This is a genomic window from Kurthia gibsonii, assembly GCF_006539985.1.
Taxonomy (GTDB): domain Bacteria; phylum Bacillota; class Bacilli; order Bacillales_A; family Planococcaceae; genus Kurthia; species Kurthia gibsonii.
This window is the reverse complement of record NZ_BJOB01000017.1, coordinates 16,860-41,826: the sequence shown is the minus strand read 5'-3', so window position 1 is coordinate 41,826 and position 24,967 is coordinate 16,860. Positions and strand designations below refer to the sequence as shown.

Here is a 24,967-nt window from a genome sequence, read left to right as displayed (position 1 = left end):
AGTAAAATGTGTTTCTACCTATTTGAACGAATTAAGCGTTTTTTGGTTCTGCTGCAACAGCGGCTTCTTTTGGAGCTTCTGTTGTAACAGCCACTTCTTCCCAAGCGCCTTGAGCAAGTAATTTTTTCTTGCCAACGAATGCCCAGATAATTAAGAAGATGTTAATTACTAATAAAGCAAGTACTACGAATAGTACAGAATTGTAAGAACCTGTTAATTGGAACATGAAACCGTATGCTGGTAACGCTAAGATCCCTGCTACTGCAAGACCAATTGCAGCTAGAGAGTAGATTTGAGCATAATCCTTCATACCAAATAATGAAGAAGTTAATAGCGGTCCTAATGTACCTAATGAAGATGTTATAAAGCCGAAGATTGTTACACCTACGATGAACATAGCAGGGCTTTGTGGAACTAATAAGAAAATGATAATTGGTACAACACCTAAAATCATTGCAAAAATTGCTGTGTTACGAGCGCCAATTTTGTCAGCTAAAATACCGAATGAAAGTGCGCCAACTACGATACCAAGTTGCATGATACCAAGAGCAGTACCAGCGAATTTGATTGAGTAGTCATTTGTCATAGCGAACGGTGCTAAATGCTGACTGAATGAAGCGATTGACGTAATAATGAAGAAGAATAAGAATAACGCGATGAACGCAGTTGATTTTTTCGCTTTTGCGAAAGATACGCCACTGATTACTTGTGGTTCACTGTTTCCTTGTGCATCTGTTACTTCTTCAGCACCTAATGGTTGTAAACCTTTATCTTTTGGTGCAAAACGAATTGTTAATAAGATAATTGGAATAACGATTGCTGCAACTCCACCAGCTAAGATGAAGTAAGTGTTACGCCATCCAGCGTCTGCGATTAAGTTACCAGCAGCAGGTTGTAAGATTGAACCGATAATACCACCAGTTGCTACCATGATCCCTAAAGCTAAGCCATTATGTTTTTTAAACCAGTTGTTTAATAGAACAGGACCTGCGATTTGTGTTAAAAATACAGAACCGATTGACATTGGGATACAGAAAATGTACCAACCCCATACAGAGTTCATTAAACCGAATGCTGCAAAACCACCAGCTTGTAATAGCATAGCTACTACTAATACAACGCGAACATTATATTTCGCAATAATTTTACCTGCTAAAGGTAAGAAGAACATCGTTACAATTGAAGCGATTGAGAAGTATAGCGTTAAGCTACCCATACCAATACCTAAATCAGTTGTAATCGGTGTTAGGAATAAACCACCAATTGTCGATAAACCAGCTTTAGTTAAACCGACCATTAGAGCTACACCAATTAAAATTACCCAAGCGTAATGAAGTTTTTTCTTTGTTTTCATTTGATGGACCTCTTTCTATAGTCTCTGCCTAAATTTGTGAAATGTTAAAAAAATGATATTTTGATTTTTAGTATGAAAGCTAAAATATGATGTATGAATGAATCATTTTTAAAACTGAGAGACCTTTTTTATTTTTTTAAGTGCCGTAACAGCTGTTTGCTGTACAAATATTAACGGAAGGTTAGAAATGTGTCAACACTGTGAATTGGCTGTAAATCGCTATTTATAAAGAAAAAAGTAGTTGGGAAATAGGTCAAAAAAGTATTGTCATAATTTAGAATAAAATATTTTAGTGCTAAAATATTCAACCTTAATACAATGGGTTTTTTAGAGATGTGTTAGTAGCGTGTCGAAAAAGCTCGATAAATAGATGAAAAAGAATTATTATTAATTAAAAAAAGAATGATTGAAAATGAATAAAAATTCTTTTTATTGAATAATAATAAAAGATTGATTTTTGAGACTTTCTGGGAAAGAAAATAATAACGTGTAAAACTTTTAAAAAATCAACCCCTAAATTCGTGAAAAATTTTTTTATTTTTAGCGTTTTTCGCTCGTTTTTTTCCAAAAATTACAAGGTTTTTTATAAATAAAAGGATATTTTTTGAAAAATATGCACAAAAAATTCATCTTAAAATTACTCTAATTTGAGTATTTTTTAAATAAATTCTCAATTAAATACGTTTAATTTATAAAATATTCCATATCAAAAATGTTATAAAACAGAAAAAAGGAATGTAACAGCTGTTACATTCCTTTTTGTAGTAAAGTAAGTTGTTTTCTAGTTCTCGATTTGGATATGAGTATTATTCAACGCCAAGTGTAACGCCCGTTTTTTTCAAGTATTGGCGATATGCAATACTTAATCTGTCGAATTTTAGCGATAATTCAGCTTGTAAATCAAGTGGTAGTTCTTCAGGTTTTTGATTTTCAACAATTGGCTTATCTTGTGCGAAGATCATATCTTGGAAAGCAACAATCTCCTCATCTGTTTGTCCTGTTTCATAATTGAACGACAAAATACCGTAAGCAACCGACTTTAATTCCTCAACTGGTTTGATTGTTAGAAGGATTGTCATCTTCGTCCCGTTATTTGGTTCTTCTTTTGTGAAACGAACGGTTAAAGGACGTAATACTTCATATGTATAGTACACGTTCTTCGATTGTCCAGAACCATCTGGATCAGGTTGGAAGACATCAATTGGTGTTGTGTAAATACGTTCGTCTTCTGTAATTACGCGATAATCACCAATAACAGGTTTGTCTTGTACACCTAAGTAGCCTTCATGTACGAACGCTAAGTGACCAACATCTAAGAAGTTCTCTACAATACGTGGTGGTTTTGCTTCCACAGATTGCGGTCCCCATAATACATTACGGAACTCGCCGCCTGTCACTTCTTCATATGGGAAAAAATCAGGATGATTATTATTTAAATTCACCCATACAAAACCATACGCCACTTTACAGCCATATTTGAATGCCTGTGCTTTTTGTGAAATTTGTTTGCCCTCAGGTAATTGTGGAATCTTCGTGCAATGACCTTCATCATCATATTGCCAACCATGATATGGACAAACTAATTGGTCGTCTTTTACACAACCAAGCGATAGTGCTGCCCCGCGATGAATGCATAAATCTTTGAATGCATGAATTCCTTTACGATTACGGAATAATACGATACGTTCCCCAAGTACGATTTGTTGTAATGGCTGTTCTTTTACATCTTCCTCTTTGCAAACGACAATCCAATCGTTACGCAAAACTTCATCTTTCATCAATGTACATCTACTCCTTAACTAGCTAAATGGTATAGCTTTATTCTATAGGATAGAGAAAGGAGTCGTCAATATAAAATACGAACATTTTAAGTTTGAAATTTTAATAATGTATGTATTTTGGTGTTTACAATTCAAAAAAACGTTTGTATAATGCAAATATAGTTTTGAAAGGGAACAATCGAATCCCTTTATTTTAAAAGATGTACATACAACTTGTTAAGACGTAAATTGAAATTAAAGGAGCAGTTCAAGTGGAGAATCCAAAGGAAAACACGAACAATTTTATTGGGGTGAATGAAAAGATTGGATGGGGGAGAGCTTTTTTACTTGGCACACAGCATGTATTAGCCATGGATTTATACATAGCACCGATCATCATCGCGAGCTTACTTGCATTAGGCAGTGATACATCTTTCTTCGTACAAATGTGCTTTTTAGCAGCAGGGATTGCAACACTGATTCAAACGGTTGGGGGACTAAAACTACCTGTTGTTCAAGGACCATCATATATTCCAGTTGGTGCCCTTGCAGCCATTGGTGGTAAATTAGGTTTAGGAGCTGTATTCGGTGCATTATTACCTGGTGCATTGTTAATTGCATTACTTGGTTATCCATTAAAAGTATTTGCGAAAACCGTTAAGAAAATCATTCCACCATTAGTGGGTGGGACAGTGATTGTTATTGTCGGTATCTCATTAATGCCGACAGCTTTTACAAGTCTTTATGACGGCGATGTAAAAACAAACTTAATCGTATCGGCAGTAACAGCAATTGTCTTAGTCGTTATGATGTTATTAGGTAGAAAAACGAGTGGTTCAGGTACATTCTTCCGTTTAACGTCTGTTGTTATTGCGATTATTGTCGGAACGATTGTTGCATCATTCTTCGGTTCAGTTAGTTTTGCGAAAGTAGCAGAGGCGAAATGGTTCTCTCTACCGACAGCATTCCCATTCGGTAAACCAGAGTTTAATTTACAAGCTGTTTTAACGATGGTATTCATTTATTTCATTATCTTAATTGAGACAACAGGTACATGGTTCGTTGTATCAACCGTAACAGGCGAAAAGTTGAATGAAAAACGCTTAAATAAAGGAGCAGTTGGTGAAGGTCTTGGCTGTTTCGTTGGTGGAATCGCTGGTGGTACACCAATGACAGGTTATTCATCAAATGCAGGGATTATCGCAATTACAAAAGTAGCGAGTAAACGCGCAATCATTGCAGCAGGGATTATTTTAGTCTTACTAGGCTTAATGCCAAAATTAGCGACAATTATTACATGTGTACCACTGACAGTTATTAATGCTATTTTCGGTATTGTTTGTGTGGCGATTATCATGAACGGTTTAAAAGTTATTCAAAAAGTAACAATTAATGACCGTAATATGATGGTCATCGGGATTCCAATCCTTTTAACAATTGGTACAATGGGGATTCCAGCAGAAGTGATGAGTAGTGTACCTGACTTCGTGAATTACATCTTATCATCAGGAACAGCTGTTGGTGCAATCGCAGTACTAATTTTAAACTTAATTATTCCAGCTTCAAAAGAAGATCAAGCAGAGGCAGCAAAACACGCTATTACAGAATAAAGTAACGGAAGGAATCGTATGAAGGATGGTACGGTTCCTTTCGTTTTGTTATAATGAAACACAAACAGTTTTAAGGAGAATGACAATGAAGAATCACGTAGATGAGGCGTATTTAACGCTTTGCCAACATATATTAGAAGAAGGTCATGCAAAAGGAGACCGTACAGGTACAGGTACATGGAGTACATTCGGTTATCAAATGCGCTTTGACTTACAAAAGGGTTTTCCACTTTTAACAACAAAACGTACTACTTTTCGCTTAATTGCGACAGAGTTATTATGGTTTTTAAAGGGCGATACGAATGTTCGTACATTAATCGCACAAAATAATCATATTTGGGATGAATGGGCATTTGAAAAATGGGTGACAAGCGAGGAATACACAGGACCTGATATGACAGATTTCGGACGTCGTGCTGTAACAGACGAAGATTTTGCGCCAGTTTATGAGGAACAGATGCGTATATTCCAAGAACGTATTGTAGAAGATGCGGCATTTGCTGAAAAATATGGTGATTTAGGACCTGTTTATGGTAAACAATGGCGCTCATGGCCATCAGCAGATGGGGGAACGATTGACCAAATTAAACAAGTCATTACGTCAATTAAAGAAAATCCGAACTCTCGTCGCCATATTGTGAGTGCATGGAATCCAGCCGAAGTAGATGACATGGCATTGCCACCTTGTCATACATTATTCCAGTTCTATGTAGCAGACGGAAAATTATCGTGCCAATTATATCAACGCTCAGCAGATGTTTTTTTAGGAGTACCATTCAACATCGCTTCATATGCACTATTAACGCATTTAATCGCAAAAGAATGTGGTTTAGAAGTAGGCGAGTTCATTCATACCTTAGGTGATGCACACATCTATAAAAACCACCTAGCACAAGTGGAAGAACAGATGTCACGTGAACACCGCGAATTGCCAACACTTGTATTAAATGAAGAGAAGTCATCTATTTTTGATTATGAAATGGAAGATTTAAAAATCGAGGGGTATAATCCGCACCCAAGTATTAAAGCACCAATTGCGGTGTAATACAAAAAGTCAGCTAGATGTTCTGCATACTAGCTGATTTTTTAGTTATGATTTGAAAATGAAAGTCCAGGGCATGCTTGTATAAGGGGGAATAGTTAGTTTAGGAATCGTAAAGATCCCCTCTAAATCACCAAAGCGGACAAAACGTTCTTGGAATGTAATGGTGTAGTCTGTTGTATTATGAACAAGTAATGTGACAAGTTGTTCATTCTTGTGGTTCATCGCTGTTCGAATATGTGTATAGCACACATCCTTATTACAATATTCGAAAATTTGTTCAATTAATGTGCGATCTTGATGTGAAATGGTTCTGTCCCAAGTTTGTTCAAATAGTAGTTTCATTTACTCACTCCCTTTTTTTAACAGTAGCAAAAAAGATCGAAAAACAAAAGTGAAGATTGTGTGAAAAGTTGCTATTTTTAGCATGTATTACTCATTATGGAGAAAAAGAGTGAAATCCAGTGTTTCTTCTATTAGAATAGAAAAGATAGAAAGAGAGGTGTAAAGAGATGATTTCTTTAATTGTAGCACATGATAATAATCGTGTAATTGGTCTGAATAATGAAATGCCGTGGCACTTACCAGGCGATTTAGCGTATTTCAAAGGAAAAACAATGGGAAAACCAATTATTATGGGACGCAATACATTTGAGTCAATTGGTCGTCCACTCCCGGGGCGTCGTAATATTATTATTACACGTAACAAGGCATACGAAGCAGCAGGAGCAGAAATTGTACATAGTTTAGAAGAAGCACTTGAGCTGACAAAAGATGCAGAAGAACAGATGGTGATTGGCGGCGAGCAAATCTTTAAAGAGGCATTGCCATTAGCAGACCGTCTATACATTACAAAAATCGACCATTCATTTGAAGGCGATACATTTTTCCCATCATATGAAGGTTGGGTAGAAAAGACTACAACGGAAAACCATGAAGCGAATGGTTTTACTTTCCGTTACACAATTTATGAAAAAAGGTAAACACTATACTACTATTGTAGTATAGTGTTTTTTAGTAGGAGGAAATAGGATGCGAAACACATTTAAGCAAGTTCTATATGTTGTACTATTTGCGATGTTGATGACATGTACAATTGGTACAGCTGCACAAGCGGCAACAAAGCCAGCAATTAAAGGGGCAACAACAAAAACAATTACACTTGGAAGTACATTTGATCCAAAAAAAAGTGTAACAGCTGTTGATGCAAAAGGTAAGAGCCTTACAAAGAAAATTAAAATAACAGGCAAAGCCAACACAAATAAAGTTGGGACATACACATATATGTATCCAGTTACTATTTCAAAAAAACAAACTTTGAAAGTAAAAAGAAAAGTAATCGTTAAAGCCAAAAGTTATAAACTAAAAGAAGATACAAGACCTTTCACGGTAAAAGGTGGTTATGGTCGCCATGCCCTGAAAAAAGCGGGTACGACTCTATCGTTGATTGAAAAATCAACAGGTGGCTGGTATAAAACATCAGCAAATCATTGGATTAAAACAGGTCTTGTCGGGGACTATGTATTTATTCATGAAACAAAGCCAGTCTATGCAACATCTTCTACCAAAACATCGAGTGGTAAAGCTACATATGGTATTTCAAAAGTAGAAGGTACGTCGATTAAAAATAAGCGTATTAAAATTGCGAGCGGTTGGATTACAGCACCACCGTATATCGATCCTTTTGTATCAAAAGGAATTCAAGCACAGCAAGACGAAATTTTAAAGATTATGAACGCAGAACGTGCTAAAGTTGGCGCACAACCATTAGTGAAAGATGAGACATTATCAAAAATCGCCGTACTTCGTGCATATGATATGATAACACATCGCTACTTCTCACATTATGCAACAAGCACATATGGTCCTTATTATACACTCGTAAATCAGTGGAATTACTGGTACTGGGCAAGTGGTGAAAATATTGCAGCAGGAGCGAGTTCAGCAGCGCAATATATGAATATGTGGATGAACTCACCAGGACATAAAGCCAATATCCTCAATAAAAATTACAATCGCGTAGGTGTGGGCGTAGTGAAGAGTCCGACAACTGGTTGGTATAGCTCTGTCGCAACGCAAGTCTTTGCACAGCAATAATATAAGTAGAAAAGAGAAATCTCATTTGTATGGGATTTCTCTTTTTGATATGGATAGGAGCAGTGACCCATTTTCGCCCTCGAATGTCCCGTTTGAACGAGCGAATGACCCGATTTCGTTCTCGAATGCCCCAACCACTTCAACGAATGTCCCGTTTCGCCGGTCGAATGTTCGAATTCACATGATTGTAGACAATTCAAGTCCCTTTCTATTACTCAAAAGCCTTGAAGAAAGTGCGGAAAGGAAGCAATTAAGGTTGTTTGGGCGAGTGCCCCATTTTCGCCCTCGAATAACCTGTTTGGACGGTCGAATGTCCCGAACCAAGGGGCGAGTGCTCTAATCCCTTCTCCGAATGCCCCGTTTCGCTGGTCGAATGTTCGATTTCACACGATTGTAGACAATTCAAGTCCCTTTCTATTACTCAAAAGCCTTGAAAAAAGTGCTGAGAGGGAGTAATGAAAGCTGTTCGGTCGAGTGACCCATTTTCGCCCTCGAATAACCTGTTTGGACGGGCGAATGTCCCGAACCAAGGGGCGAGTGCTCTAATCCCTTCTCCGAATGCCCCGTTTCGCAGGTCGAATGTCCGATTTCACACGATTGTAGACAATTCAAGTCCCTTTCTATTACTCAAAAGCCTTGAAGAAAGTGCGGAAAGGGAGCAATTAAGGTTGTTTGGGCGAGTGACCCATTTTCGCCCTCGAATGTCCTGTTTGAACGAGCGAATGTCCCGAATTGAAGGACGAGTGACCCAAACACTTCGGCGAATGGCCCGTTTCGCCGGTCGAATGTCTCGAATCGCCCTCGAGTGCCCCAAAATGCCGGTCGAGTGCCCCTCTACATCTCTCTATCCCAAAATAAAAAAGATTGGATATTACTCCAACCTTCTCAATTAAACATATCCAATAATACAAATGAACATCATTGCACTACCGCCTAAAACGAATAGGTGCCAAATCGCATGGTTATAAGGAATTTTTCTATTCGCATAGAAGTAAGCACCAACAGTATATAAAATACCGCCTGTTAATAGAATCCAAAACCCGTTCATCGTAATATGTGAGATGACGGGGTTGAATGCGAAAATAATGACCCAGCCCATCGCAATATAAAAGATGAGCGATAATGCTTCAAAGCGATGAATGAAGAATACTTTGAATACTATGCCAATGATTGTTAAACCCCATTCTAATGCGAAAATCGCCCAACCTAATTTCCCGCCGATTGCAAGTAGCGCAAATGGCGTATAAGTTCCTGCGATTAAAATATAAATGGACGAGTGATCAATAATCGAACAGATTTTTTTATAGCGCTCTGGTACGCTATGCAATAAAGTGGAGGCTAAAAAGAGAATCATCATTGAAATCCCGAAAATCGTGAAGCTCATCATGTAGAGGGGAGATTCCATCTTTTCTGCTTGCAAAATAAGAAGAATACAGGCAGGGATCGCGAGAATGAATCCAATACCGTGTGTAATAGCATTCCAAAATTCTTCTCTCTTTGTTTTGTAATCATCTAGTGCACCATTCATGATGCATCCCTCCTTAAATTTGAACAACTTGTGATAATTCCATTATGAAACAATTTAACTTTAAAAAGAATTGACATTTGTCACATGTATAACATGACAAAAGAAAGTAAAATAGAAAATAAGAAAGCTCATTGTGCAAAAACACAACAAGATGCACGAAGGCAAATTTTAAAGGATGTGCTAGAAATGGGACGTATTCATATCGTAACCGATTCAACAAGTGGAATTACAAAAGAAGATATAGCAAAGTATGATATTCATATTGTACCGTTATCAATTCAATTTAATGGACAAACATATATAGACGGTGTTGATATTACACCTGAACAGTTTTTAGAGCGTATGGGAGAGTCAAAAGAGTTACCAAAAAGCTCACAGCCAGCAGTAGGTGTATTCGAAGAATTATTTAATGAGCTTGGTAAAGATGGCGATGAAGTATTAGTCATTACGATGACAGGTGGTATGAGTGGTACTGTAAAATCTGCAGAGGCAGCCGCAGCTATTTCAGATGCGCATGTAACGGTTGTTGATTCACGCTTTACATCTGGAGCGCTAGGATTCCAAGTATTAGAAGCAGCGAAAATGGCGCAAGAAGGTCAACATTTAGATGACATCTTAGCTCGTATTGAACATGTAAGACAAAATACATACCTTTACGTAGTAATTGATACATTAGAAAACATGGTAAAAGGCGGACGAATCGGTAAAGCGACGAGTCTAATCGGTTCTTTACTCAATATTAAACCAATTGCGAACTTAGAAGGTGGCGAATATAATCTTGTAACAAAAGTACGTAGCTACAAAGCCGTTACAAAGTATTTGTTTAAGCAATTTGAAGAAGATACAGCAGGCAAAAAAGTACTTGGCGTGACAATCGAGCACGCAAATGGTATGAAGATGGCTGAACCTCTTGCCGAACAAATTCAAAAAAGTGGATTCAATGATTTAAAGTACAGTTTTACCTCGCCAATTATTAGTACACATACAGGTCCTGGTGCAATTGGTTTTTGTTACTATACTGAATAATATCCCTTTTAAATAAAAGAAAACATTGTTACAATAAAAGGAAGTTAAGACGTTTTGTATGTGTTTTCAATCGACGAATCGTTTATTGAGAAATGAAAGAGATGAGAATCGCACAACAGGGCGATTCTCTTTTTCGGTTCAGAAAGGTGGAACGTGTTTGAAAAAGTATCATATACTTCTACTCGCCTTCATGTTACTCGCGTTGACAGGCTGTAGCGCAACGGAAGCAATTCGTGATACAGGGGTATTTAGTCGAGAAAAAGTATTACCTAAAAAAGAGATTGAACTAGTTGCATTAGGTGACTCCTTAACTGTAGGTGTTGGAGATGAAAAAGATGCAGGTGGTTATGTGGGGCGTCTTGCAAAAGAGATGCCAGAAAAAATGGATGGCGTTGAGAAAGTAAACATTACGCAAACTGCTAAAAAGGGTAGACGTTCAGATCAATTACTCACGCAGTTAAAGAGTGGTGAAATCAATGATGCATTAAAAAAAGCAGACATCATTACGATGACGATAGGTGGAAATGATTTGATGAAAATTTTAAGAGAAAATTTCACCACTTTAGAAAGACAGCATTTTGATACAGAACGCCCGAATTATGAAAAACGTTACATAGAAATTTTTAAATTAATTCGTGCGCAAAATCAAACAGCACCGATTATTGCGGTGGGCGTATATAATCCTTTAACTGTATATGCAGAAGATACATCTGAGTTTGAAAAAATTCTAGATGAATGGAATCAAGATATGAAAAATATCGTAGAAAAAGATGCATATGCCATTTTTGTACCAACTGTAGATTTATTTCATACAAATAGAGCAGAAGTTTATAGTGATGACTATTTTCATCCGAATGCAAAAGGGTATACAAACATGAAGAATCGTATTTTTGAGACATTGGATACAGTAAGTGTCTATAAAAAATCAAACGGTCGCATGAAGATGAAGGGAGAAACAGTAAATGAATAAATGGAAAGTGGCATTCCTTACACTTTTAACATTAATTATACTTGGGTTTGCTGCACTTATTATTTTAATGTTAAGTGGTAAAGAAGACATGCCAAAACCAGAAGCGATTAATCGAACAGGTAGTAGTGTTAATATTTCAACAACACCAAAAGAATTCGAAGATTTGGCGAATACACTCATTCAGAATTCAAATGATACAAAGAATATTCAATTATGGTTAGAAGTAGAGAAGGAATTGATTTTAAAGAGTAATGTAGAAGTGTTAGGTGTTACAGTACCTGTTACGCTTGCTTTTGAACCAAAAGTAGACGATAAAGGGAATTTAGAGTTATATCAAACAAATGTAAAAGTCGGAATACTTGATTTACCATCTCGAACAGCTTTACAATTGGTGAGAGATAGTGGTGGCTTACCCGAATGGTTGACAATTCAGCCGAGCGAGAAAACAGCTTATATTGACCTATCTTCATTTAATTTACCAATTGATAGTGTAGGAACAGCGCATTTACGTGCGAAAACCTTTAACCTAGAGAAAAAAGAAATTACGCTACAAATCGTTATTCCTAAAAAATAATGAAAAGGAGTGAAATCGATGGCTACTGAAAAAGCAATTTTTGCAGGTGGATGTTTTTGGTGTTTAGTAAAGCCTTTTGATAAAGAAGAAGGGATTATTCGAGTCCTATCAGGTTATTCTGGAGGACATACAGAAAATCCAACATACGAAGAGGTATGCCTCGATTTAACAGGTCATTATGAAGTGGTGGAGATTGAATATGACCCAACAGTGTATCCCTATGAGAAATTAGTGGAAACATTTTGGACATTAATCGACCCAACGGATGAAGGCGGGCAATTCTATGATCGTGGCTCATCTTATCGAACAGCTATCTTCTATACAACAGAAGAACAAAAACGCATTGCAGAGAAGTCAAAAGCAAAGTTACAAGCCTCTGGGAAGTTCGGACATGAGATTGTCACACCAATTTTACCAGCGAAAAAATTCTATTTAGCAGAAGAATACCATCAATATTATTATCGTAAAAATCCAGAGCATTATGAACGCTATCATGTCGGTTCAGGACGCGCTGCTTTTCAAGAGAAACATTGGGGGACTCAACATGAAAAATAAAGAAGAACGTTTAAAAGAATTAACACCATTACAATATCACGTGACACAAGAAGAAGGAACAGAGCCACCTTATCAAAATGAATATGATAATCATTTTGAAGAGGGAATCTACGTGGATATCGTATCGGGTGAACCATTATTTTCTTCAACAGATAAGTACAATTCAGGTTGTGGTTGGCCTGCTTTTGCCAAACCAATTGATGAAACAGAATTGACAGAATTAGAAGATCGTCGCTTACTTAGTGTTCGTACAGAAGTGCGTAGTAAGGAAGCAGATTCCCATTTAGGACATGTCTTCCCAGACGGTCCGAAAGAATTAGGCGGCCTACGCTACTGCATCAATTCAGCGGCACTTCGCTTTATTCCAGTTGCTGACTTAGAAAAAGAAGGTTACGGTAGATATCTAGTACTATTTAATAAATAAAATAATGAAGAGGACCTCAGCTCACGCTGAAGTCCTCTTTTTCTATTTATACAGTTACTTTTGCTTTTTCAAGTGCTTGTGAAATATCCGCAATTAAATCGTCAACATGTTCAAGTCCAACAGATAGACGAAGTAAACCATCTGTAATGCCACGTTTTTCACGTTCTTCTTGTGGAATGGCGGCGTGACTCATCGTAACAGGATACGAGAGAATCGACTCGACACCACCTAAACTGACAGCGAAGATTGGGATTTGCATGCTTTCTACAAATACTTTTGTGAAGTCACGAGTTGGTAGTTTAAAGGATAGGACGGCACCTCCAGAAGTACTTTGACGCTTATGGATGTCATGACCAGGATGTGTCGGTAATCCTGGGTAGTAAACATCGACTACATCTTCATGTTGTTGTAAAAATTCTGCAATCGTTTGAGCGTTACGCGACGACATTTCAAGACGTGCGTGTAATGATTTAATTCCTTGAATGACAGAGAAGCAGTCATGTGGTCCAAGAATACCGCCCATCCCGTTTTGAATCGCGTAAATCGCTTGACCGAGTTCTTCGTCTTTTGTGACAGCGAGCCCTGCAATGACTTCACTATGACCACCTAAAAACTTCGTCGCACTATGCAGTACAACGTCTGCTCCTAAGTCGAGTGGTTTTTGATAAAGAGGTGTCATAAATGTATTATCAACGAATGTTTTTAATTGGCGCTTCTTCGCAATTTTAACGACACCTTCTAAATCCGTAATCCCAAGCAGTGGATTTGCAGGTGTTTCAGCATAGAGTACAACTGTATTCGGCTGAATCGCTGTTTCAATCGCTTCTAAATCCGTGAAGTCAGCGAAGGTATGCGTAATCCCGTACTTCGGTAAAAGCGTTGTTACAAAGCGATAAGTACCACCATATACTTCGTTCGTTACAACAATATGGTCACCAGCATTTAATGTAAGTAAAGCTGCTGAAATGGCACCGATTCCTGAAGCAAAAGCAAAGCCACGTGTACCATTTTCAAGCTGTGCAATTGTTCGCTCAAGTGCATCGCGCGTTGGGTTACCAGAACGACTATAATCATATGGACCAAAAGCATCGAAATGCTCTTGGTCAAAGGTAGAAGAAGCGTAAATCGGTACATTAACAGCCCCAGATTTTGCTTCGTAATCATGTTTTGTAGCACCTGTAATTAACGTTGTTTCAATTTGTTCTTTAGTCATGTACAACAGCCTCGCTTTCTAATACGTTAAATACGTTTTGTAAATCCGCAATTAAATCTTCTGCTTCCTCAATGCCAACCGAGAAACGAAGAAGTGAATCATCTACGCCACGCGCATTGCGAATTTCTTCCGGAATGTCTGCATGTGTTTGCGTTGTTGGGTACGTAATAAATGATTCAACACCGCCTAAACTTTCAGCGAAAGCAATCAGTTTTAAATTACGTAAGAATGGATCAATCTGTTTTCCAGATTGCAGGCGGAAGGATACCATGCCACCGCGTCCAGCATATAAAACGTCACGTACATGTGGCGACTTCTGTAAAAATTCTACAATTACTTGAGCATTTGCTGTATGTTGTTTCATACGAAGGTGTAGTGTTTTTAAACCGCGAAGTAGTAACCAGCTATCAAAAGGTGAGAGTGTCATACCAATCGCATTATGTTGTAAGAAAAGACGTTCACTTAGTTCAGCACCTTTTGACACAACCAGTCCTGCTAATACATCATTATGTCCACCAATATATTTTGTGCCACTATGCATAACAATATCTGCACCTAACGCAATTGGGCGTTGATAGTAAGGTGTTAAAAATGTATTGTCGACAATCAATAAAATGCCATGTTTTTTCGCAATTTTCACACATTCTTCGATAGAAATTTCCTGCATTAAAGGATTTGTCGGCGTCTCTAAGAAAATCGCCTTAACAGGATGTTCAATGACAAGTTGTTCCACCTCCTCAAGAGATGAAAAGTCGTTAAAGATTGCTTGAATACCATATTGTGCTTCATATTGTGTTGCCAGTCGGTATGTGCCGCCATATAAATCTTCCGGGTAAATCACTGCATCACCTGTTTTTAATAGCGAGAGGATTAAATGAATTGCAGCCATACCGCTACTACAGGCGAAACAAGCATCTCCGCCTTCTAAACGTGCAAATTCCTCCTCTAATACCGATCGCGTTGGATTTTTTGTACGCGTGTAATCAAAGCCTGTTGATTCTCCAAGACCTACATGGCGGTAAGCAGTTGAAAGGTAGATTGGGGCGTTGATTGCACCTGTTTTTTCATCTGTATGTGTTCCCACCTGAGTTAAAAGTGTTTCGATTTTTGTCATTGTCCTCATCCTTTTTTGTGTAATAAAAAAAGTTTTCTTCTAATAGTAAGAAGAAAACTCTAAGTAAGAGTGATTCTTCTTATCTTCAAGAACTGCGTCTTACTGGATTTAGCACCTGTCCCTTTAAAGAGGGGGTTGCTGAGATTTCGTCGGGCCATGTCCCTCCATCTCTCTCGATAAGAAAACCTATTTAATTAATCGATTATTAGTCAATTAATGGAATCTTACCATGCAAACCACGAAATTTCAAGCTAAATTAAATAATTATTCAGAATTTAGAGAAGATAAAAAAAGAACCGTAGTCTAAACTACGATTCCCATTTGATTATTTTTTTGTCATTGTTACAAAGTCTTTGTAGACGTAATTCTTTTGACCATTGAAGTCGAACTCAACCCAACCGAATTTACTTGTAGAATTCACATGAATTTTCGTACCTTTTTTCAAAATACCAAGTGATTTTCCTTTTGTTGAAGCTGTTTTATAGTAATATACATTCGATTTAATTGTCGCATTTGCAGCTTTTTTTGAAGGAACTTTTGATACAAGTGTGTCAGTTGCTGGTTTTTTAGTTGTTGTCGGTTTCTTTGTTGTTGGTTTTTTCTTTGTATTCAACTTCACGTGATCTTTTGAAATATAAGCCAATTTATTATTGAACTTCACTTGGTACCAATATGTTGTTTCTTTATAAATCGTAACATTTGTTCCTTTTGTTAATGTACCAAGATTTTTTGATTTTGGTGTAGATGCCGCACGTACGATTACGTCTTTTGACACAACACCTTCTTTTTTTGTGGTAGCAAAAGCTTCCGTAGCAGGTAAGGTATAAGGTAGAGTAGCACCTGTTAACATCCCAAATGCTAATACGTATTTTGTTAGTTTCATTTTGAATCACTCCTCGATTGCTTATACTAGCACTTTTTATCAAAAAAGAATAGGGAATATCCGTTTATGTTGCTGGAAAAATGTTATTTTATGAAAAATAGGGCATTTGATATGGAAATAAAAAACAAAGACTAGGACAGAAGCAAAGTAAATACTTAGCTAGCCTAGTCTTTGGTCAGATTAAATTTTAAATTGTTGAACTAAATCACGTAATGAATCTGCTTGACGTGACAATTCTTCAGAAGATGCATAAATTTCTTGAATAGATGCAGAGCCTTGTTCAGCCGCCGCTGCCGATTGATCTGCTTGATGTGCTGTATGTTCAGCCATCGAGTTGACTGCGATGAACGACTGCATAACATCTTGACTGACATTCTTCGTCTCAGCGATTCGCGTTACCATGTTTTCAATAATACGAATCGTTTTCTCTGTCTCGCGTGTAATGGCGTCGAATGTTTGAATCGTTTCATTCGTAATTTCGACCCCTTGAATGACTTTCGACACGCCAGCCTCATTTTGCTTGACCATGACCGAAATCTCGTCTTGAATCGTGTGTACAATCGTTGCTACTTCACTTGCAGCGCGTTGTGATTGTTCTGCAAGCTTTCGGACTTCATCTGCTACAACCGCAAAACCTTTACCATGTTCACCTGCACGTGCCGCTTCAATCGCCGCATTTAAGGCAAGTAAGTTCGTCTGTTCAGCAATACTCGTAATCGTTCCGATAATCGATGTGATCTCTTCAGAACTTTCACCAAGACCTGTGACAGTTTGGTTCGTATTCGCAATAACTTCTTCAATCTCCATCATTGATTTTGCAGACTGTTGGATTTTATTTTGTCCTTCTTTTGCTGCTTCACGCATTGTCGCTGAAGTTTGACGTAAATCCTGTGCATCATCATTCAGTTGCAGTGTTGTTTCTTCTAGATGTGACATTTTGTTAGATGATTGCTCCATTGAACGAATCGTCTGTTCACTGCTCTCTGCGATTTCCGCAGTTGAGTTCGCAATCTGTTGAATTGTTGTCGCGTTTTCCTGTGCAGAAGCAGTCAGTTGTTGACCATTTGCAGATACATTCTCTGTTAAAGCACTGACTTTTCGCACTAAATTCGCAATCGACTCAATTAATGTGTTTGTACTAGCAGAGATTTGACCAAATTCATCGTCATTTTTAATTTCAAGACGTTTTGTTAAGTCACCACCTGCACTTGCCATATCCAATAATGAACGATTAATTTTGTGCGTATTCACTTTAATTGTACGGAAGATCGCTGTACCTGACATAAATACGAGAATAATCGATAATAGTGTTAAAACGAAGAAAATAATCATCGAAACTTCCGTGCTTTTTTCTACTTTTTTAATTTGCGCTTTTGTATTTTTAGCTAATACCTTATTCATCATGTCTATGTGGATATTTACATAGGACATAGCTTTAGCGCCTGTTCCAATCTGAACAATTCGTTGTGCCGCATCTAAACCACTCTCTTTACGAACATCAATGACGCGTTTAGAATAGGTTAAATAGTTATTATAAAATTGATCAATCGAATCAATTCGGTCACGCGCATCACCTTTTTTATTAAAGACTTTATGTAAATCTTGAAGTGTTTTATCAATTGTTTCTTTTTGTTCTTCATATTGTCCAAGATATACATCGCTACCTGTTATAATAAAGCTCTGTTCTAAGTTGGATAGTTGTGCAATTTCACCAGCGAGTAAATTGACGCGCATTTGCTGATTTACATTTTTACCCGTCAGTGTTTGGAGTTCATCTTTCAAGCGTTCTGTATTATTGTAAGATACAATAAGCATCGCTACTAAAATAATGGAGAGGACTGCGAAAACAAGTACTACACGCCCACGAATTAATTTAAGAACCTTGAACGATTTTAAAAATTTTTTGGGAGTGGCATTGTTTTTAGAACTTTTCTTACTCCGTTTCGTAGCTTTTTTAGAAGTGGGTACTTTCTTTTTTGTCATAACCATCGTGTCACCTACTTTACGTAATTTGAAATTTTCTATCTATTCTATATATTACGGAAACAGAAGTAAAAAAGCCATACAAAAATTTCAAAAAACCAATTCTAATTTACTAGTTAAGGAGAATATATATGCGACATAGTTTCTATCAATTTGCATTAACTTACAGAGGAGGAGGTAAAAATGATGTTTTTGCACGATTTGCAGAAGCGATGTTTTTAGATCATACCTTTCCAAAACAATCGGAGGACTTTGATGAACTTTCTCGTTACATTGAGGAAGCCGCAGACCCTGATATGACAGCGATTACGTTCGATGATTTTTGGGTATTATACGTAGAGCGTGAAAAATAAGTTTTTAGATTGTCAGATGTCAGACATTAAGTTACAATAGCATAGAATGAAGACTTCCAAGCGAGTTAAAAAGAGCATTTGTTTTCAAAAATATACAGGAATGGTGAGGGAAAAACATGAGCATTCACATTAACGCTGCACAAGGCGAAATCGCAGAAATCGTATTATTACCAGGAGACCCACTACGCGCTAAATTTATCGCAGAGACATTTTTAGAAGACGTAAAACAATATAACGACGTACGTAACATGTTCGGTTACACAGGTACATATAAAGGTAAACGTGTATCTGTACAAGGAACAGGCATGGGCGTTCCATCTATCTCAATCTACGCAACAGAATTAATGAAAGATTACGGCTGTAAAAAATTAATTCGTGTAGGTACAGCAGGCGCATTAAAACGCGACGTAAAAGTACGTGACGTTGTCATCGCACAAGGTGCTACAACAGACTCAAAAATGAACGAAATCCAATTCGGTGGCTTAGACTTCGCACCAATCGCAGACTTCGATCTATTATTAAAAGCTTACAATGCAGGTAAAGAAGCAGGCTTAAACCTACGTGTAGGTAACGTGTATACAGCGGACCTATTCTATGGTGACAAAAATCCAAACGAACTACTAGCAGACTACGGTGTACTAGCAGTTGAGATGGAAACAGCAGCACTTTACACACTAGCAGCAAAATACGACGTACAAGCATTATCAATCCTAACAATCTCTGACCACCTAATCACAGGTGAAGCAACATCATCAGAAGAACGCCAAACAACGTTCAAAGACATGATGGTTGTTGCGCTTGAAGCAGCGATTCAAGACTAATAGGATTTATATGAATAAACCACACACGACTAAGGGTTGTGTGTGGTTTTTTGTGTATACTAATCATTAGGCTCATGTTTCTTTAGTGAATTTGAGCTATTTTTAGTTAAATTTTAATAAAGGGGTTACAAAAATGAATCAAATTGAATCTTTTTGGCAGCGTTATTGTGAGTTGGAGGGGCTAGAGGGTGTTCGTTATATGGAAGCTTTTCAGTTCGGAGAAAAAGCAGAGTGGCTTGCAAGTTTAGTTGTAAATGGAACGAAAACAGCAACTTGTTCGAGCTATCTACTATATGAAATTGAAGGAGATTCACTTCCGAAAGTGGGCGATCATCAAATTGTATTAGATAGTCAAAATCAGCCAGTTGCAATTATTAAATCATACGCTATTGATATTTATCCATTTAATAAAGTACCTGTAGATTTTGCATTAGCTGAAGGAGAGGGGACTTATGATGAGTGGAAGAAGGCACATATTGCTTTCTTTGGTCGTACGTTACCTCAGTATGGTTTAGTATTTACAGAAGATATGTTGACGGTTTGTGACCGTTTTGAGAAGGTATATCCTAAAAAATAGAGAGATACAAATGAATAACCCCTATGATTTCGAGAAATCATAGGGGCTTTTTTTATTCCTCACACTAAATACGCTCTAAAAACTCTAGGCGATTTCCACAAGGGTCATTCACATAAAAGCGAATCGCGTTTTCAAGTGGTTCATCTTCAATTGTCTCGATGTTGTGTGCGTGTAATGTTTCTTTGAGCATTGCTAGGTCTTTCACGATAAAGGCTGGATGTGCTTTCGTTGCGGGGGTAAAGGGTTCTTGAATACCGATATGTACTTCATGCTGTCCGCACTTGAACCATACGCCGCCTCGTTTTTTTAGATTGTCTGGTTTTTCTATTTCAGGCATACCTAAGATATCATGAAAGAAATGTCTATAAGCAGCTTCACTATTTTTCGGAGCAGCTAATTGGATATGATCGATGTCGATGAACATGGTTGGTTCCTCCTTATATACGTTTTCCACGTAAATTAATGAACATTGCAAAGAAAATAAGACTAAGAATTAAGAAAATAATAATGAAGAAATTCGATAAGAACGGGTTATGATCGGGTTCGGTTGGGTAACTGCCTGTGAATACTTGGGCGAACCAATAAATCATCGTAGCAATATGCTCTAAACTGAAGACAATACCACTGGCGATTAAAAAGCTTGCGCTTAATACGATACTACTTTTTTCTGTCATAGCGTCACCACCTTCCTAAATATTAGTATAAAGTAAAAAAATGGAATTAAAATAGTTTTTGTGTAAGTTTTCGAAACAAGTGGTAAAGAGAAGGGAGTTGAAGGGAGAGAATGATGTGAAAGGAACGGTCTTTGCGATTATTTATGTCATACTAGGAATTTTAATCATTTTAGCGCCGTCGATTATTTCTGGACGTGGTTATGATGAAGCGAATACGTTGTCGTCCTTTTTGACAGCCGATTATATCGTGCGAATCATCTCGTTTATTGTAGGGATTTTAATTATTGTATTTGCGGTGCGCGCGTTCCAAAAGAAATAATAGTGTAACAAACATTGAAATAGAGAAAACCCCTAAAGTTCTTATTCTACACGAACAAATGTGATTTATGAACATTGAATATATTCTGACAAAAGAAATTCATCTTTTTGTCAAATACTATAAGAGGTATTGTGCCTATCTCGTGAACATTTAAAAAGTAGGATTGATTTTACATGTCCATATGATAGGATAAAAGCGTAATCAATATTCATTACAAATTAACTAGAACTTATTATATAGGAGATGTTTTCATTATGTCATGGGCATTACTTATTACGCTTGTACTTGGAACAGTAGTCAAATTACTTACAGCACCACCAAATATCGTGGTTGTTTGGTTGACAGAACGTTATGCGATGCATCAAAAGTTGAAGTCAGAAGAAGTAACAATTACATTTGATCAAAAAGAGTTAACAGGACAAGAGAAAGAAGATTTCATCCAATCATTTAATGAAGCCGCATTTTTAGTACGTAATCCAATTTTTAAAGGTTTTGAAGATGAGGTATTAAATCCGGATACAGACATCGTACCGTACGTAATCGATGTGAATAAAAAAGGTAAGCATTCAAGACTATCTGTTTATTATGCGGAAGACCGCGTAAATGTAGTAAAACAACGCAATAAAAAAGTAATCTCTTACAGCTTAAACTCAGAAGAACTATCGAATACAACATTAAAAGGTCAAGCAGCTTGCAGTAAACAGATGCAACTTGTTTAATGTGATCAAACGAATGATTGAGCGAATCAATCATTCGTTTTTTTTTATTACTTTTCGTTACGCTAAGAACCTGTTAAAATAGAAATAGTGTATGTACACGTGACGAGAGTGAAAGTGGTGAAAGATATTGGACGAACAGAAAAAGCAAGAGGAACAGCCAGAAGTAGAACCGAAAGCCTCGGAAGAAACGAAGCCTGCTGGTAAATACATTCGCCTGAAGCCCTTTACACTAATTATGATGATTATTGTATTAATTCTTGCGACATCAGGTATCACAATTTTTGCTTTAACGGTTGGGGAGAAGAAGGTAGTCGAAGTACGCACACCAAACCATGAAGAATTTCAAAAAGTATTTGATACATATGATGAATTAAACAAATCGTACTATGAAAAAATAGATGAAGATGCGCTTGTGAATGGTGCGTTAAAAGGGATGATTGAGTCATTAGGGGATCCTTATTCAGACTATTTAGGCAAGGAAGAAGCAACACAATTTAATGATAGTATCTCATCTAGTTTTGATGGGATTGGTGCAGAGATTCAAGAAAAAGATGGTCAGGTTATGATTGTCTCGCCAATTAAAAACTCACCTGCAGAAAAGGCTGGCTTACGTCCAAATGATATTATTAAATCAGTTGATGGTAAATCAGTTGTAGGAAAAACAGCGACAGAGACCGTACAAAAAATTCGCGGTAAAAAAGGTACGAAAGTGACGTTAGAATATCAGCGTGGAAAAGATTCGAAACTGCATAAGGTGACAATCACACGCGATGCGATTCCAATTGAAACAGTCTATGCGAAAATGACAAAAGATAAAATTGCACATATTCAAATCACAACATTTGCGGACCAAACGTATCAAGAATTACTGAAGAAGCTGGATGAGATGGAGAAGAAGGGTATGAAAGGTCTTGTACTCGATGTGCGTCAAAATCCAGGTGGCATTTTAACAACGGCGGTTAATATTGCGAGTCTATTCGTAGATGCGGGTGAACCAATTATGCAAATTGAGCCGAAAGATGGTCAAAAAGAGATTATTCGCGCTCAAAATGGTCGTAAAGTAGATGTGCCAACTGCGTTACTAATTGATGGTGGTAGTGCTTCTGCTTCTGAAATTCTAGCAGCAGCGATGAATGAAGATGCACATATTCCGTTAGTTGGTGAAAAAACATTCGGTAAAGGTACGATGCAAACAGCGAAAAGTTTAGAAGATGGTTCTACGTTAAAATATACAACAGGTAAATGGTTAACACCTGAAGGTAAATGGATTCATAAAAAAGGAATTCAACCAACTGTCAAAGTAGATTATCCAAGTTATGCTTCGTTACCATATTTAGATCCTTCTAAAACAATGAAATTAGGGGATGTATCAGAACAAGTGAAGGCAGCAGAAAAAATGCTGAAAGCACTTGGTTATAATCCAGGCAAAATTGATGGATTATATGATGAGTACACATCTTATGCGGTCAGTCGTTTCCAAACGAATAATAAACTAACAGTAGATGGTATATTAAAAGGCAAAACGACAAATAAATTAATGGATGAATTACGTGAGAAAATCCGTAAAGATGATCCACAATTATTAAAAGCACGCAAAATGGTTTTAAAAGAATTGAATCAATAAGTAAGAAGGGGGCAGCTGATGAGTTGTCCCTTTTTTCATAAAGGAGTGTTATATATGAAAGATGTATATTTATTAAGTGGATTTTTAGGTAGTGGTAAAACAACATTACTCGCGAATATGATTGAATCATTAAAAGAACAGGGGTTAAAGCCTGCAGTTATTATGAATGAATTAGGGGAACTAAATTTTGATTCACAAGCAGTTGAAGAAGGCATTCCATTAAAAGAAATGTTGAATGGTTGTATTTGCTGTACAGGTTCTGAAAATACAGAAGCGCAAATTCAAGGATTACTCGCAGAGAATGATTTTGATGTCTTATTAATTGAAACAACGGGTGCTGCTCATCCTGTGGAAGCATTAGACGCAGTATATTCACCGCTTTTTGCAGATCAATTGAATATTAAAGGCATCGTAACCGTAGCAGATAGTAAGCGTTGGTTGATGCGTCATGAGATGACACCACAAACACGTTCTTTATTTTTAGAGCAAATTCGTCATGCGCATTTATTATTAGTAAATAAAGCAGATTTATTAACAGAACAAGAGTTAGGGCAAGTAACATACGAATTACAAGCACTAAATCCGAATGCTTTAATTGTTCAAACAACGAATGCAAAAGTACCATATTCATTTTTAAATAAAATTCAAGCGACAGCGCGTCCAACGGATATTGAAAAAGCAGATATTGGACATCATTTGCACCTTAGTTCTCGCTTAGTTGATTTTACAGACCAAGCATTTACGCAAGAGGAGATTGAGGATTGGGTGCGCTCATTACCAGAGACAGTGTATCGTATGAAAGGGTATTTGCCGATTAAAGGAAATAGTAAGCCGATGTTATTCCAATACGCATACGGTTTAACGCAGTGGATGCCTGAATTCATAAAAATGTCGCCGAAGTTAGTGATCATCGGCGACGGAGTAGATGCGATTCCTTTACCCACTACTACTTTGTGATTTAGCACGCTTAAATTGAATATAGTAGATGAGGAATGTTACGACTAGAATGACAACAAAAGCGACGAATTCCCATATACCTAGATGAATCGTAGTGATATCGAGTGCAAGAAGTACATTTTTCAACATGAGCCATGTGAGGAAGAGTAAGAGTTCATTTTTTAAAAGGCTAGTCATACGAGAGAGAATCATATGCTGTTCTTCTGATGCGAGCCGTTGATCGGGTTTTGGAAGGTGCATGAATTGTGGTTTTTGTTCCATATAACGTAGGAAACTCCAAAGAGCGATACCGAGTGCTGGAATGAAGAAAACAAACCAACGATTTGCATAGCGATCAGGTTCTCCTAAAATATTATAGTGACTTGGAACTTCTGCAGGTAGGCGATTGAAGAAAATGATGAGTAGCATAGTTGTGGCGAACCAGAGCTAAAATAATGGATACGATGATTCCTTGTTGGACGGTAAATGTTGCCTCTTTCATTTTTTTTGCGCCAACTGATTGTGCTACAATAGGAGTAACAGATAGTAAAATACCAGAAATCCCTACATAGATTGGCATCCAGATGGACGAACCGATGGAGACACCAGCTAAATCAGTTGTTCCGTATTTGCTTGAGAATAATACATCAAAAAAGGTAACTAAATATAGTGCAATTTGTGTAACTAAGATGGGTGAAACAATGACTAAAAGCAACTTCCACTTTTGTCCGTTCGTAGTCGTTTCGTACACAGAATCGCCTCCTTTCATAAAATTAAGTCCATTGTGCCTTTTCATGGATGGGTTGGTATA

The 24,967-nt window shown here is 37.2% G+C and carries 28 protein-coding genes and 1 riboswitch; of the genes, 16 read left to right on the top strand and 12 right to left on the bottom strand.

Translation table 11 applies throughout. From position 1 onward, the window contains the following. Positions 1-31: 31 nt before the first annotated feature. Positions 32-1,354 carry an MFS transporter gene (locus KGI01_RS07200; RefSeq protein ID WP_087680568.1) on the bottom strand — a complete coding sequence of 441 codons (1,323 nt, stop codon included), beginning with the start codon at positions 1,352-1,354 and terminating at the stop codon, positions 32-34. An 806-nt stretch (positions 1,355-2,160) separates the two neighbouring features. Then, positions 2,161-3,132, bottom strand: coding sequence for a Rieske 2Fe-2S domain-containing protein (locus tag KGI01_RS07195; RefSeq protein WP_141274129.1), 972 nt, complete (start codon positions 3,130-3,132; stop codon positions 2,161-2,163). Positions 3,133-3,386: 254 nt separating this feature from the next. Here KGI01_RS07195 and KGI01_RS07190 point away from each other — a divergent pair, with 254 nt between their 5' ends. Both KGI01_RS07190 and KGI01_RS07185 read left to right on the top strand, forming a co-directional pair. Continuing rightward, complete coding sequence (locus KGI01_RS07190; protein WP_068454054.1) at positions 3,387-4,724, top strand: uracil-xanthine permease family protein; 1,338 nt, start codon at positions 3,387-3,389, stop codon at positions 4,722-4,724. 85 nt (positions 4,725-4,809) lie between these two features. Next, positions 4,810-5,769 (top strand): thymidylate synthase, encoded by a 960-nt coding sequence (locus tag KGI01_RS07185; RefSeq protein WP_141274128.1) that lies wholly within the window; start codon positions 4,810-4,812, stop codon positions 5,767-5,769. A gap of 45 nt (positions 5,770-5,814) precedes the next feature. Here KGI01_RS07185 and KGI01_RS07180 read toward each other — a convergent pair whose 3' ends face one another. Further along, positions 5,815-6,111 (bottom strand): SLAP domain-containing protein, encoded by a 297-nt coding sequence (locus KGI01_RS07180; RefSeq protein ID WP_068454048.1) that lies wholly within the window; start codon positions 6,109-6,111, stop codon positions 5,815-5,817. Positions 6,112-6,278: 167 nt separating this feature from the next. Between KGI01_RS07180 and KGI01_RS07175 the strand changes: the two genes are divergently transcribed. Then, positions 6,279-6,749, top strand: a complete 471-nt coding sequence (locus KGI01_RS07175) for a dihydrofolate reductase (protein WP_141274127.1) — start codon at positions 6,279-6,281, stop codon at positions 6,747-6,749. 49 nt (positions 6,750-6,798) lie between these two features. Then, positions 6,799-7,863, top strand: coding sequence for a CAP domain-containing protein (locus tag KGI01_RS07170; protein ID WP_141274126.1), 1,065 nt, complete (start codon positions 6,799-6,801; stop codon positions 7,861-7,863). A gap of 889 nt (positions 7,864-8,752) precedes the next feature. Here KGI01_RS07170 and trhA read toward each other — a convergent pair. Beyond that, positions 8,753-9,391, bottom strand: coding sequence for a PAQR family membrane homeostasis protein TrhA (gene trhA, locus KGI01_RS07165; RefSeq protein ID WP_141274125.1), 639 nt, complete (start codon positions 9,389-9,391; stop codon positions 8,753-8,755). Positions 9,392-9,577: 186 nt separating this feature from the next. On the opposite strand from trhA, the gene KGI01_RS07160 reads away from it, so the two are divergent. The 5 genes from KGI01_RS07160 to msrB all read left to right on the top strand — a co-directional run bounded on the left by KGI01_RS07160 (position 9,578) and on the right by msrB (position 12,940). Further along, the gene (locus KGI01_RS07160) at positions 9,578-10,417 is read left to right on the top strand and encodes a DegV family protein (RefSeq protein WP_141274124.1); all 840 of its coding nucleotides are present in this window, start codon (positions 9,578-9,580) and stop codon (positions 10,415-10,417) included. A 157-nt stretch (positions 10,418-10,574) separates the two neighbouring features. Continuing rightward, complete coding sequence (locus tag KGI01_RS07155; RefSeq protein ID WP_255314756.1) at positions 10,575-11,387, top strand: GDSL-type esterase/lipase family protein; 813 nt, start codon at positions 10,575-10,577, stop codon at positions 11,385-11,387. After that, complete coding sequence (locus KGI01_RS07150; protein ID WP_141274122.1) at positions 11,380-11,961, top strand: YpmS family protein; 582 nt, start codon at positions 11,380-11,382, stop codon at positions 11,959-11,961. The genes KGI01_RS07155 and KGI01_RS07150 overlap by 8 nt, the downstream gene beginning before the upstream one ends. An 18-nt stretch (positions 11,962-11,979) precedes the next feature. Further along, positions 11,980-12,516, top strand: a complete 537-nt coding sequence (msrA, locus tag KGI01_RS07145; RefSeq protein ID WP_121176645.1) for a peptide-methionine (S)-S-oxide reductase MsrA — start codon at positions 11,980-11,982, stop codon at positions 12,514-12,516. Beyond that, positions 12,506-12,940, top strand: a complete 435-nt coding sequence (gene msrB / locus KGI01_RS07140) for a peptide-methionine (R)-S-oxide reductase MsrB (protein ID WP_068454036.1) — start codon at positions 12,506-12,508, stop codon at positions 12,938-12,940. Before msrA ends, msrB begins: the two co-directional genes overlap by 11 nt. Positions 12,941-12,986: 46 nt before the next feature. On the opposite strand, the gene KGI01_RS07135 is transcribed toward msrB, so the two are convergent. The 4 genes from KGI01_RS07135 to KGI01_RS07120 all read right to left on the bottom strand — a co-directional run bounded on the left by KGI01_RS07135 (position 12,987) and on the right by KGI01_RS07120 (position 18,133). After that, complete coding sequence (locus tag KGI01_RS07135; protein WP_141274121.1) at positions 12,987-14,153, bottom strand: PLP-dependent transferase; 1,167 nt, start codon at positions 14,151-14,153, stop codon at positions 12,987-12,989. Further along, positions 14,146-15,267 carry an aminotransferase class I/II-fold pyridoxal phosphate-dependent enzyme gene (locus tag KGI01_RS07130; RefSeq protein ID WP_141274120.1) on the bottom strand — a complete coding sequence of 374 codons (1,122 nt, stop codon included), beginning with the start codon at positions 15,265-15,267 and terminating at the stop codon, positions 14,146-14,148. Before KGI01_RS07130 ends, KGI01_RS07135 begins: the two co-directional genes overlap by 8 nt. A 76-nt stretch (positions 15,268-15,343) precedes the next feature. Next, positions 15,344-15,450, bottom strand: a riboswitch (SAM riboswitch). A 142-nt stretch (positions 15,451-15,592) separates the two neighbouring features. Then, on the bottom strand, positions 15,593-16,150 hold the full coding sequence (locus KGI01_RS07125) for an SH3 domain-containing protein (protein ID WP_141274119.1): 558 nt from the start codon (positions 16,148-16,150) through the stop codon (positions 15,593-15,595). A gap of 180 nt (positions 16,151-16,330) precedes the next feature. Further along, positions 16,331-18,133, bottom strand: coding sequence for a methyl-accepting chemotaxis protein (locus KGI01_RS07120; RefSeq protein WP_170214752.1), 1,803 nt, complete (start codon positions 18,131-18,133; stop codon positions 16,331-16,333). Between the two features lie 131 nt (positions 18,134-18,264). On the opposite strand from KGI01_RS07120, the gene KGI01_RS07115 reads away from it, so the two are divergent. The 3 genes from KGI01_RS07115 to KGI01_RS07105 all read left to right on the top strand — a co-directional run bounded on the left by KGI01_RS07115 (position 18,265) and on the right by KGI01_RS07105 (position 19,884). After that, positions 18,265-18,486 (top strand): YozE family protein, encoded by a 222-nt coding sequence (locus KGI01_RS07115; RefSeq protein WP_068454025.1) that lies wholly within the window; start codon positions 18,265-18,267, stop codon positions 18,484-18,486. Between the two features lie 116 nt (positions 18,487-18,602). After that, positions 18,603-19,307 carry a purine-nucleoside phosphorylase gene (gene deoD, locus KGI01_RS07110; protein WP_087680561.1) on the top strand — a complete coding sequence of 235 codons (705 nt, stop codon included), beginning with the start codon at positions 18,603-18,605 and terminating at the stop codon, positions 19,305-19,307. A gap of 133 nt (positions 19,308-19,440) precedes the next feature. Further along, positions 19,441-19,884, top strand: a complete 444-nt coding sequence (locus KGI01_RS07105; RefSeq protein ID WP_141274117.1) for an ASCH domain-containing protein — start codon at positions 19,441-19,443, stop codon at positions 19,882-19,884. A 64-nt stretch (positions 19,885-19,948) separates the two neighbouring features. Here the strand turns inward: KGI01_RS07105 and KGI01_RS07100 are convergent, their stop codons facing one another. Together KGI01_RS07100 and KGI01_RS07095 are read right to left on the bottom strand one after the other, a co-directional pair. Beyond that, positions 19,949-20,308, bottom strand: a complete 360-nt coding sequence (locus KGI01_RS07100; protein WP_141274116.1) for a VOC family protein — start codon at positions 20,306-20,308, stop codon at positions 19,949-19,951. Between the two features lie 13 nt (positions 20,309-20,321). Next, positions 20,322-20,558, bottom strand: a complete 237-nt coding sequence (locus KGI01_RS07095) for a hypothetical protein (RefSeq protein WP_068454006.1) — start codon at positions 20,556-20,558, stop codon at positions 20,322-20,324. Between the two features lie 115 nt (positions 20,559-20,673). On the opposite strand from KGI01_RS07095, the gene KGI01_RS07090 reads away from it, so the two are divergent. From KGI01_RS07090 to KGI01_RS07075, 4 genes are all read left to right on the top strand, one after another. Beyond that, complete coding sequence (locus tag KGI01_RS07090) at positions 20,674-20,877, top strand: hypothetical protein (protein WP_068454005.1); 204 nt, start codon at positions 20,674-20,676, stop codon at positions 20,875-20,877. Positions 20,878-21,131: 254 nt separating this feature from the next. After that, positions 21,132-21,596, top strand: a complete 465-nt coding sequence (locus KGI01_RS07085) for a YfmQ family protein (RefSeq protein ID WP_141274115.1) — start codon at positions 21,132-21,134, stop codon at positions 21,594-21,596. A gap of 127 nt (positions 21,597-21,723) precedes the next feature. Continuing rightward, a complete protein-coding gene (locus tag KGI01_RS07080) occupies positions 21,724-23,220 on the top strand; it encodes a lmo1851 family serine protease (protein WP_141274114.1) in 1,497 nt (498 codons plus the stop codon). A gap of 54 nt (positions 23,221-23,274) precedes the next feature. Further along, positions 23,275-24,177 (top strand): CobW family GTP-binding protein, encoded by a 903-nt coding sequence (locus KGI01_RS07075; protein WP_141274113.1) that lies wholly within the window; start codon positions 23,275-23,277, stop codon positions 24,175-24,177. Here the strand turns inward: KGI01_RS07075 and KGI01_RS07070 are convergent. Together KGI01_RS07070 and KGI01_RS07065 are read right to left on the bottom strand one after the other, a co-directional pair. After that, positions 24,157-24,585, bottom strand: coding sequence for a DUF1648 domain-containing protein (locus tag KGI01_RS07070; RefSeq protein WP_141274112.1), 429 nt, complete (start codon positions 24,583-24,585; stop codon positions 24,157-24,159). The two genes, KGI01_RS07075 and KGI01_RS07070, sit on opposite strands and share 21 nt — an antisense overlap. After that, complete coding sequence (locus KGI01_RS07065; RefSeq protein ID WP_141274111.1) at positions 24,530-24,907, bottom strand: MATE family efflux transporter; 378 nt, start codon at positions 24,905-24,907, stop codon at positions 24,530-24,532. The genes KGI01_RS07070 and KGI01_RS07065 overlap by 56 nt, the downstream gene beginning before the upstream one ends. Positions 24,908-24,967 lie beyond the last annotated feature (60 nt).

Bases quoted from the DNA above. Each gene is read 5' to 3' on its own strand.
- KGI01_RS07200 (WP_087680568.1), bottom strand. From the start codon at position 1,354: ATGAAAACAAAGAAAAAACTTCATTACGCTTGGGTAATTTTAATTGGT.
- KGI01_RS07195 (WP_141274129.1), bottom strand. From the start codon at position 3,132: ATGAAAGATGAAGTTTTGCGTAACGATTGGATTGTCGTTTGCAAAGAG.
- KGI01_RS07185 (WP_141274128.1), top strand. From the start codon at position 4,810: ATGAAGAATCACGTAGATGAGGCGTATTTAACGCTTTGCCAACATATA.
- KGI01_RS07180 (WP_068454048.1), bottom strand. From the start codon at position 6,111: ATGAAACTACTATTTGAACAAACTTGGGACAGAACCATTTCACATCAA.
- KGI01_RS07175 (WP_141274127.1), top strand. From the start codon at position 6,279: ATGATTTCTTTAATTGTAGCACATGATAATAATCGTGTAATTGGTCTG.
- KGI01_RS07170 (WP_141274126.1), top strand. From the start codon at position 6,799: ATGCGAAACACATTTAAGCAAGTTCTATATGTTGTACTATTTGCGATG.
- trhA (WP_141274125.1), bottom strand. From the start codon at position 9,391: ATGAATGGTGCACTAGATGATTACAAAACAAAGAGAGAAGAATTTTGG.
- KGI01_RS07160 (WP_141274124.1), top strand. From the start codon at position 9,578: ATGGGACGTATTCATATCGTAACCGATTCAACAAGTGGAATTACAAAA.
- KGI01_RS07150 (WP_141274122.1), top strand. From the start codon at position 11,380: ATGAATAAATGGAAAGTGGCATTCCTTACACTTTTAACATTAATTATA.
- msrA (WP_121176645.1), top strand. From the start codon at position 11,980: ATGGCTACTGAAAAAGCAATTTTTGCAGGTGGATGTTTTTGGTGTTTA.
- msrB (WP_068454036.1), top strand. From the start codon at position 12,506: ATGAAAAATAAAGAAGAACGTTTAAAAGAATTAACACCATTACAATAT.
- KGI01_RS07135 (WP_141274121.1), bottom strand. From the start codon at position 14,153: ATGACTAAAGAACAAATTGAAACAACGTTAATTACAGGTGCTACAAAA.
- KGI01_RS07130 (WP_141274120.1), bottom strand. From the start codon at position 15,267: ATGACAAAAATCGAAACACTTTTAACTCAGGTGGGAACACATACAGAT.
- KGI01_RS07125 (WP_141274119.1), bottom strand. From the start codon at position 16,150: ATGAAACTAACAAAATACGTATTAGCATTTGGGATGTTAACAGGTGCT.
- KGI01_RS07120 (WP_170214752.1), bottom strand. From the start codon at position 18,133: ATGACAAAAAAGAAAGTACCCACTTCTAAAAAAGCTACGAAACGGAGT.
- KGI01_RS07115 (WP_068454025.1), top strand. From the start codon at position 18,265: ATGCGACATAGTTTCTATCAATTTGCATTAACTTACAGAGGAGGAGGT.
- deoD (WP_087680561.1), top strand. From the start codon at position 18,603: ATGAGCATTCACATTAACGCTGCACAAGGCGAAATCGCAGAAATCGTA.
- KGI01_RS07105 (WP_141274117.1), top strand. From the start codon at position 19,441: ATGAATCAAATTGAATCTTTTTGGCAGCGTTATTGTGAGTTGGAGGGG.
- KGI01_RS07100 (WP_141274116.1), bottom strand. From the start codon at position 20,308: ATGTTCATCGACATCGATCATATCCAATTAGCTGCTCCGAAAAATAGT.
- KGI01_RS07095 (WP_068454006.1), bottom strand. From the start codon at position 20,558: ATGACAGAAAAAAGTAGTATCGTATTAAGCGCAAGCTTTTTAATCGCC.
- KGI01_RS07085 (WP_141274115.1), top strand. From the start codon at position 21,132: ATGTCATGGGCATTACTTATTACGCTTGTACTTGGAACAGTAGTCAAA.
- KGI01_RS07075 (WP_141274113.1), top strand. From the start codon at position 23,275: ATGAAAGATGTATATTTATTAAGTGGATTTTTAGGTAGTGGTAAAACA.
- KGI01_RS07070 (WP_141274112.1), bottom strand. From the start codon at position 24,585: ATGCTACTCATCATTTTCTTCAATCGCCTACCTGCAGAAGTTCCAAGT.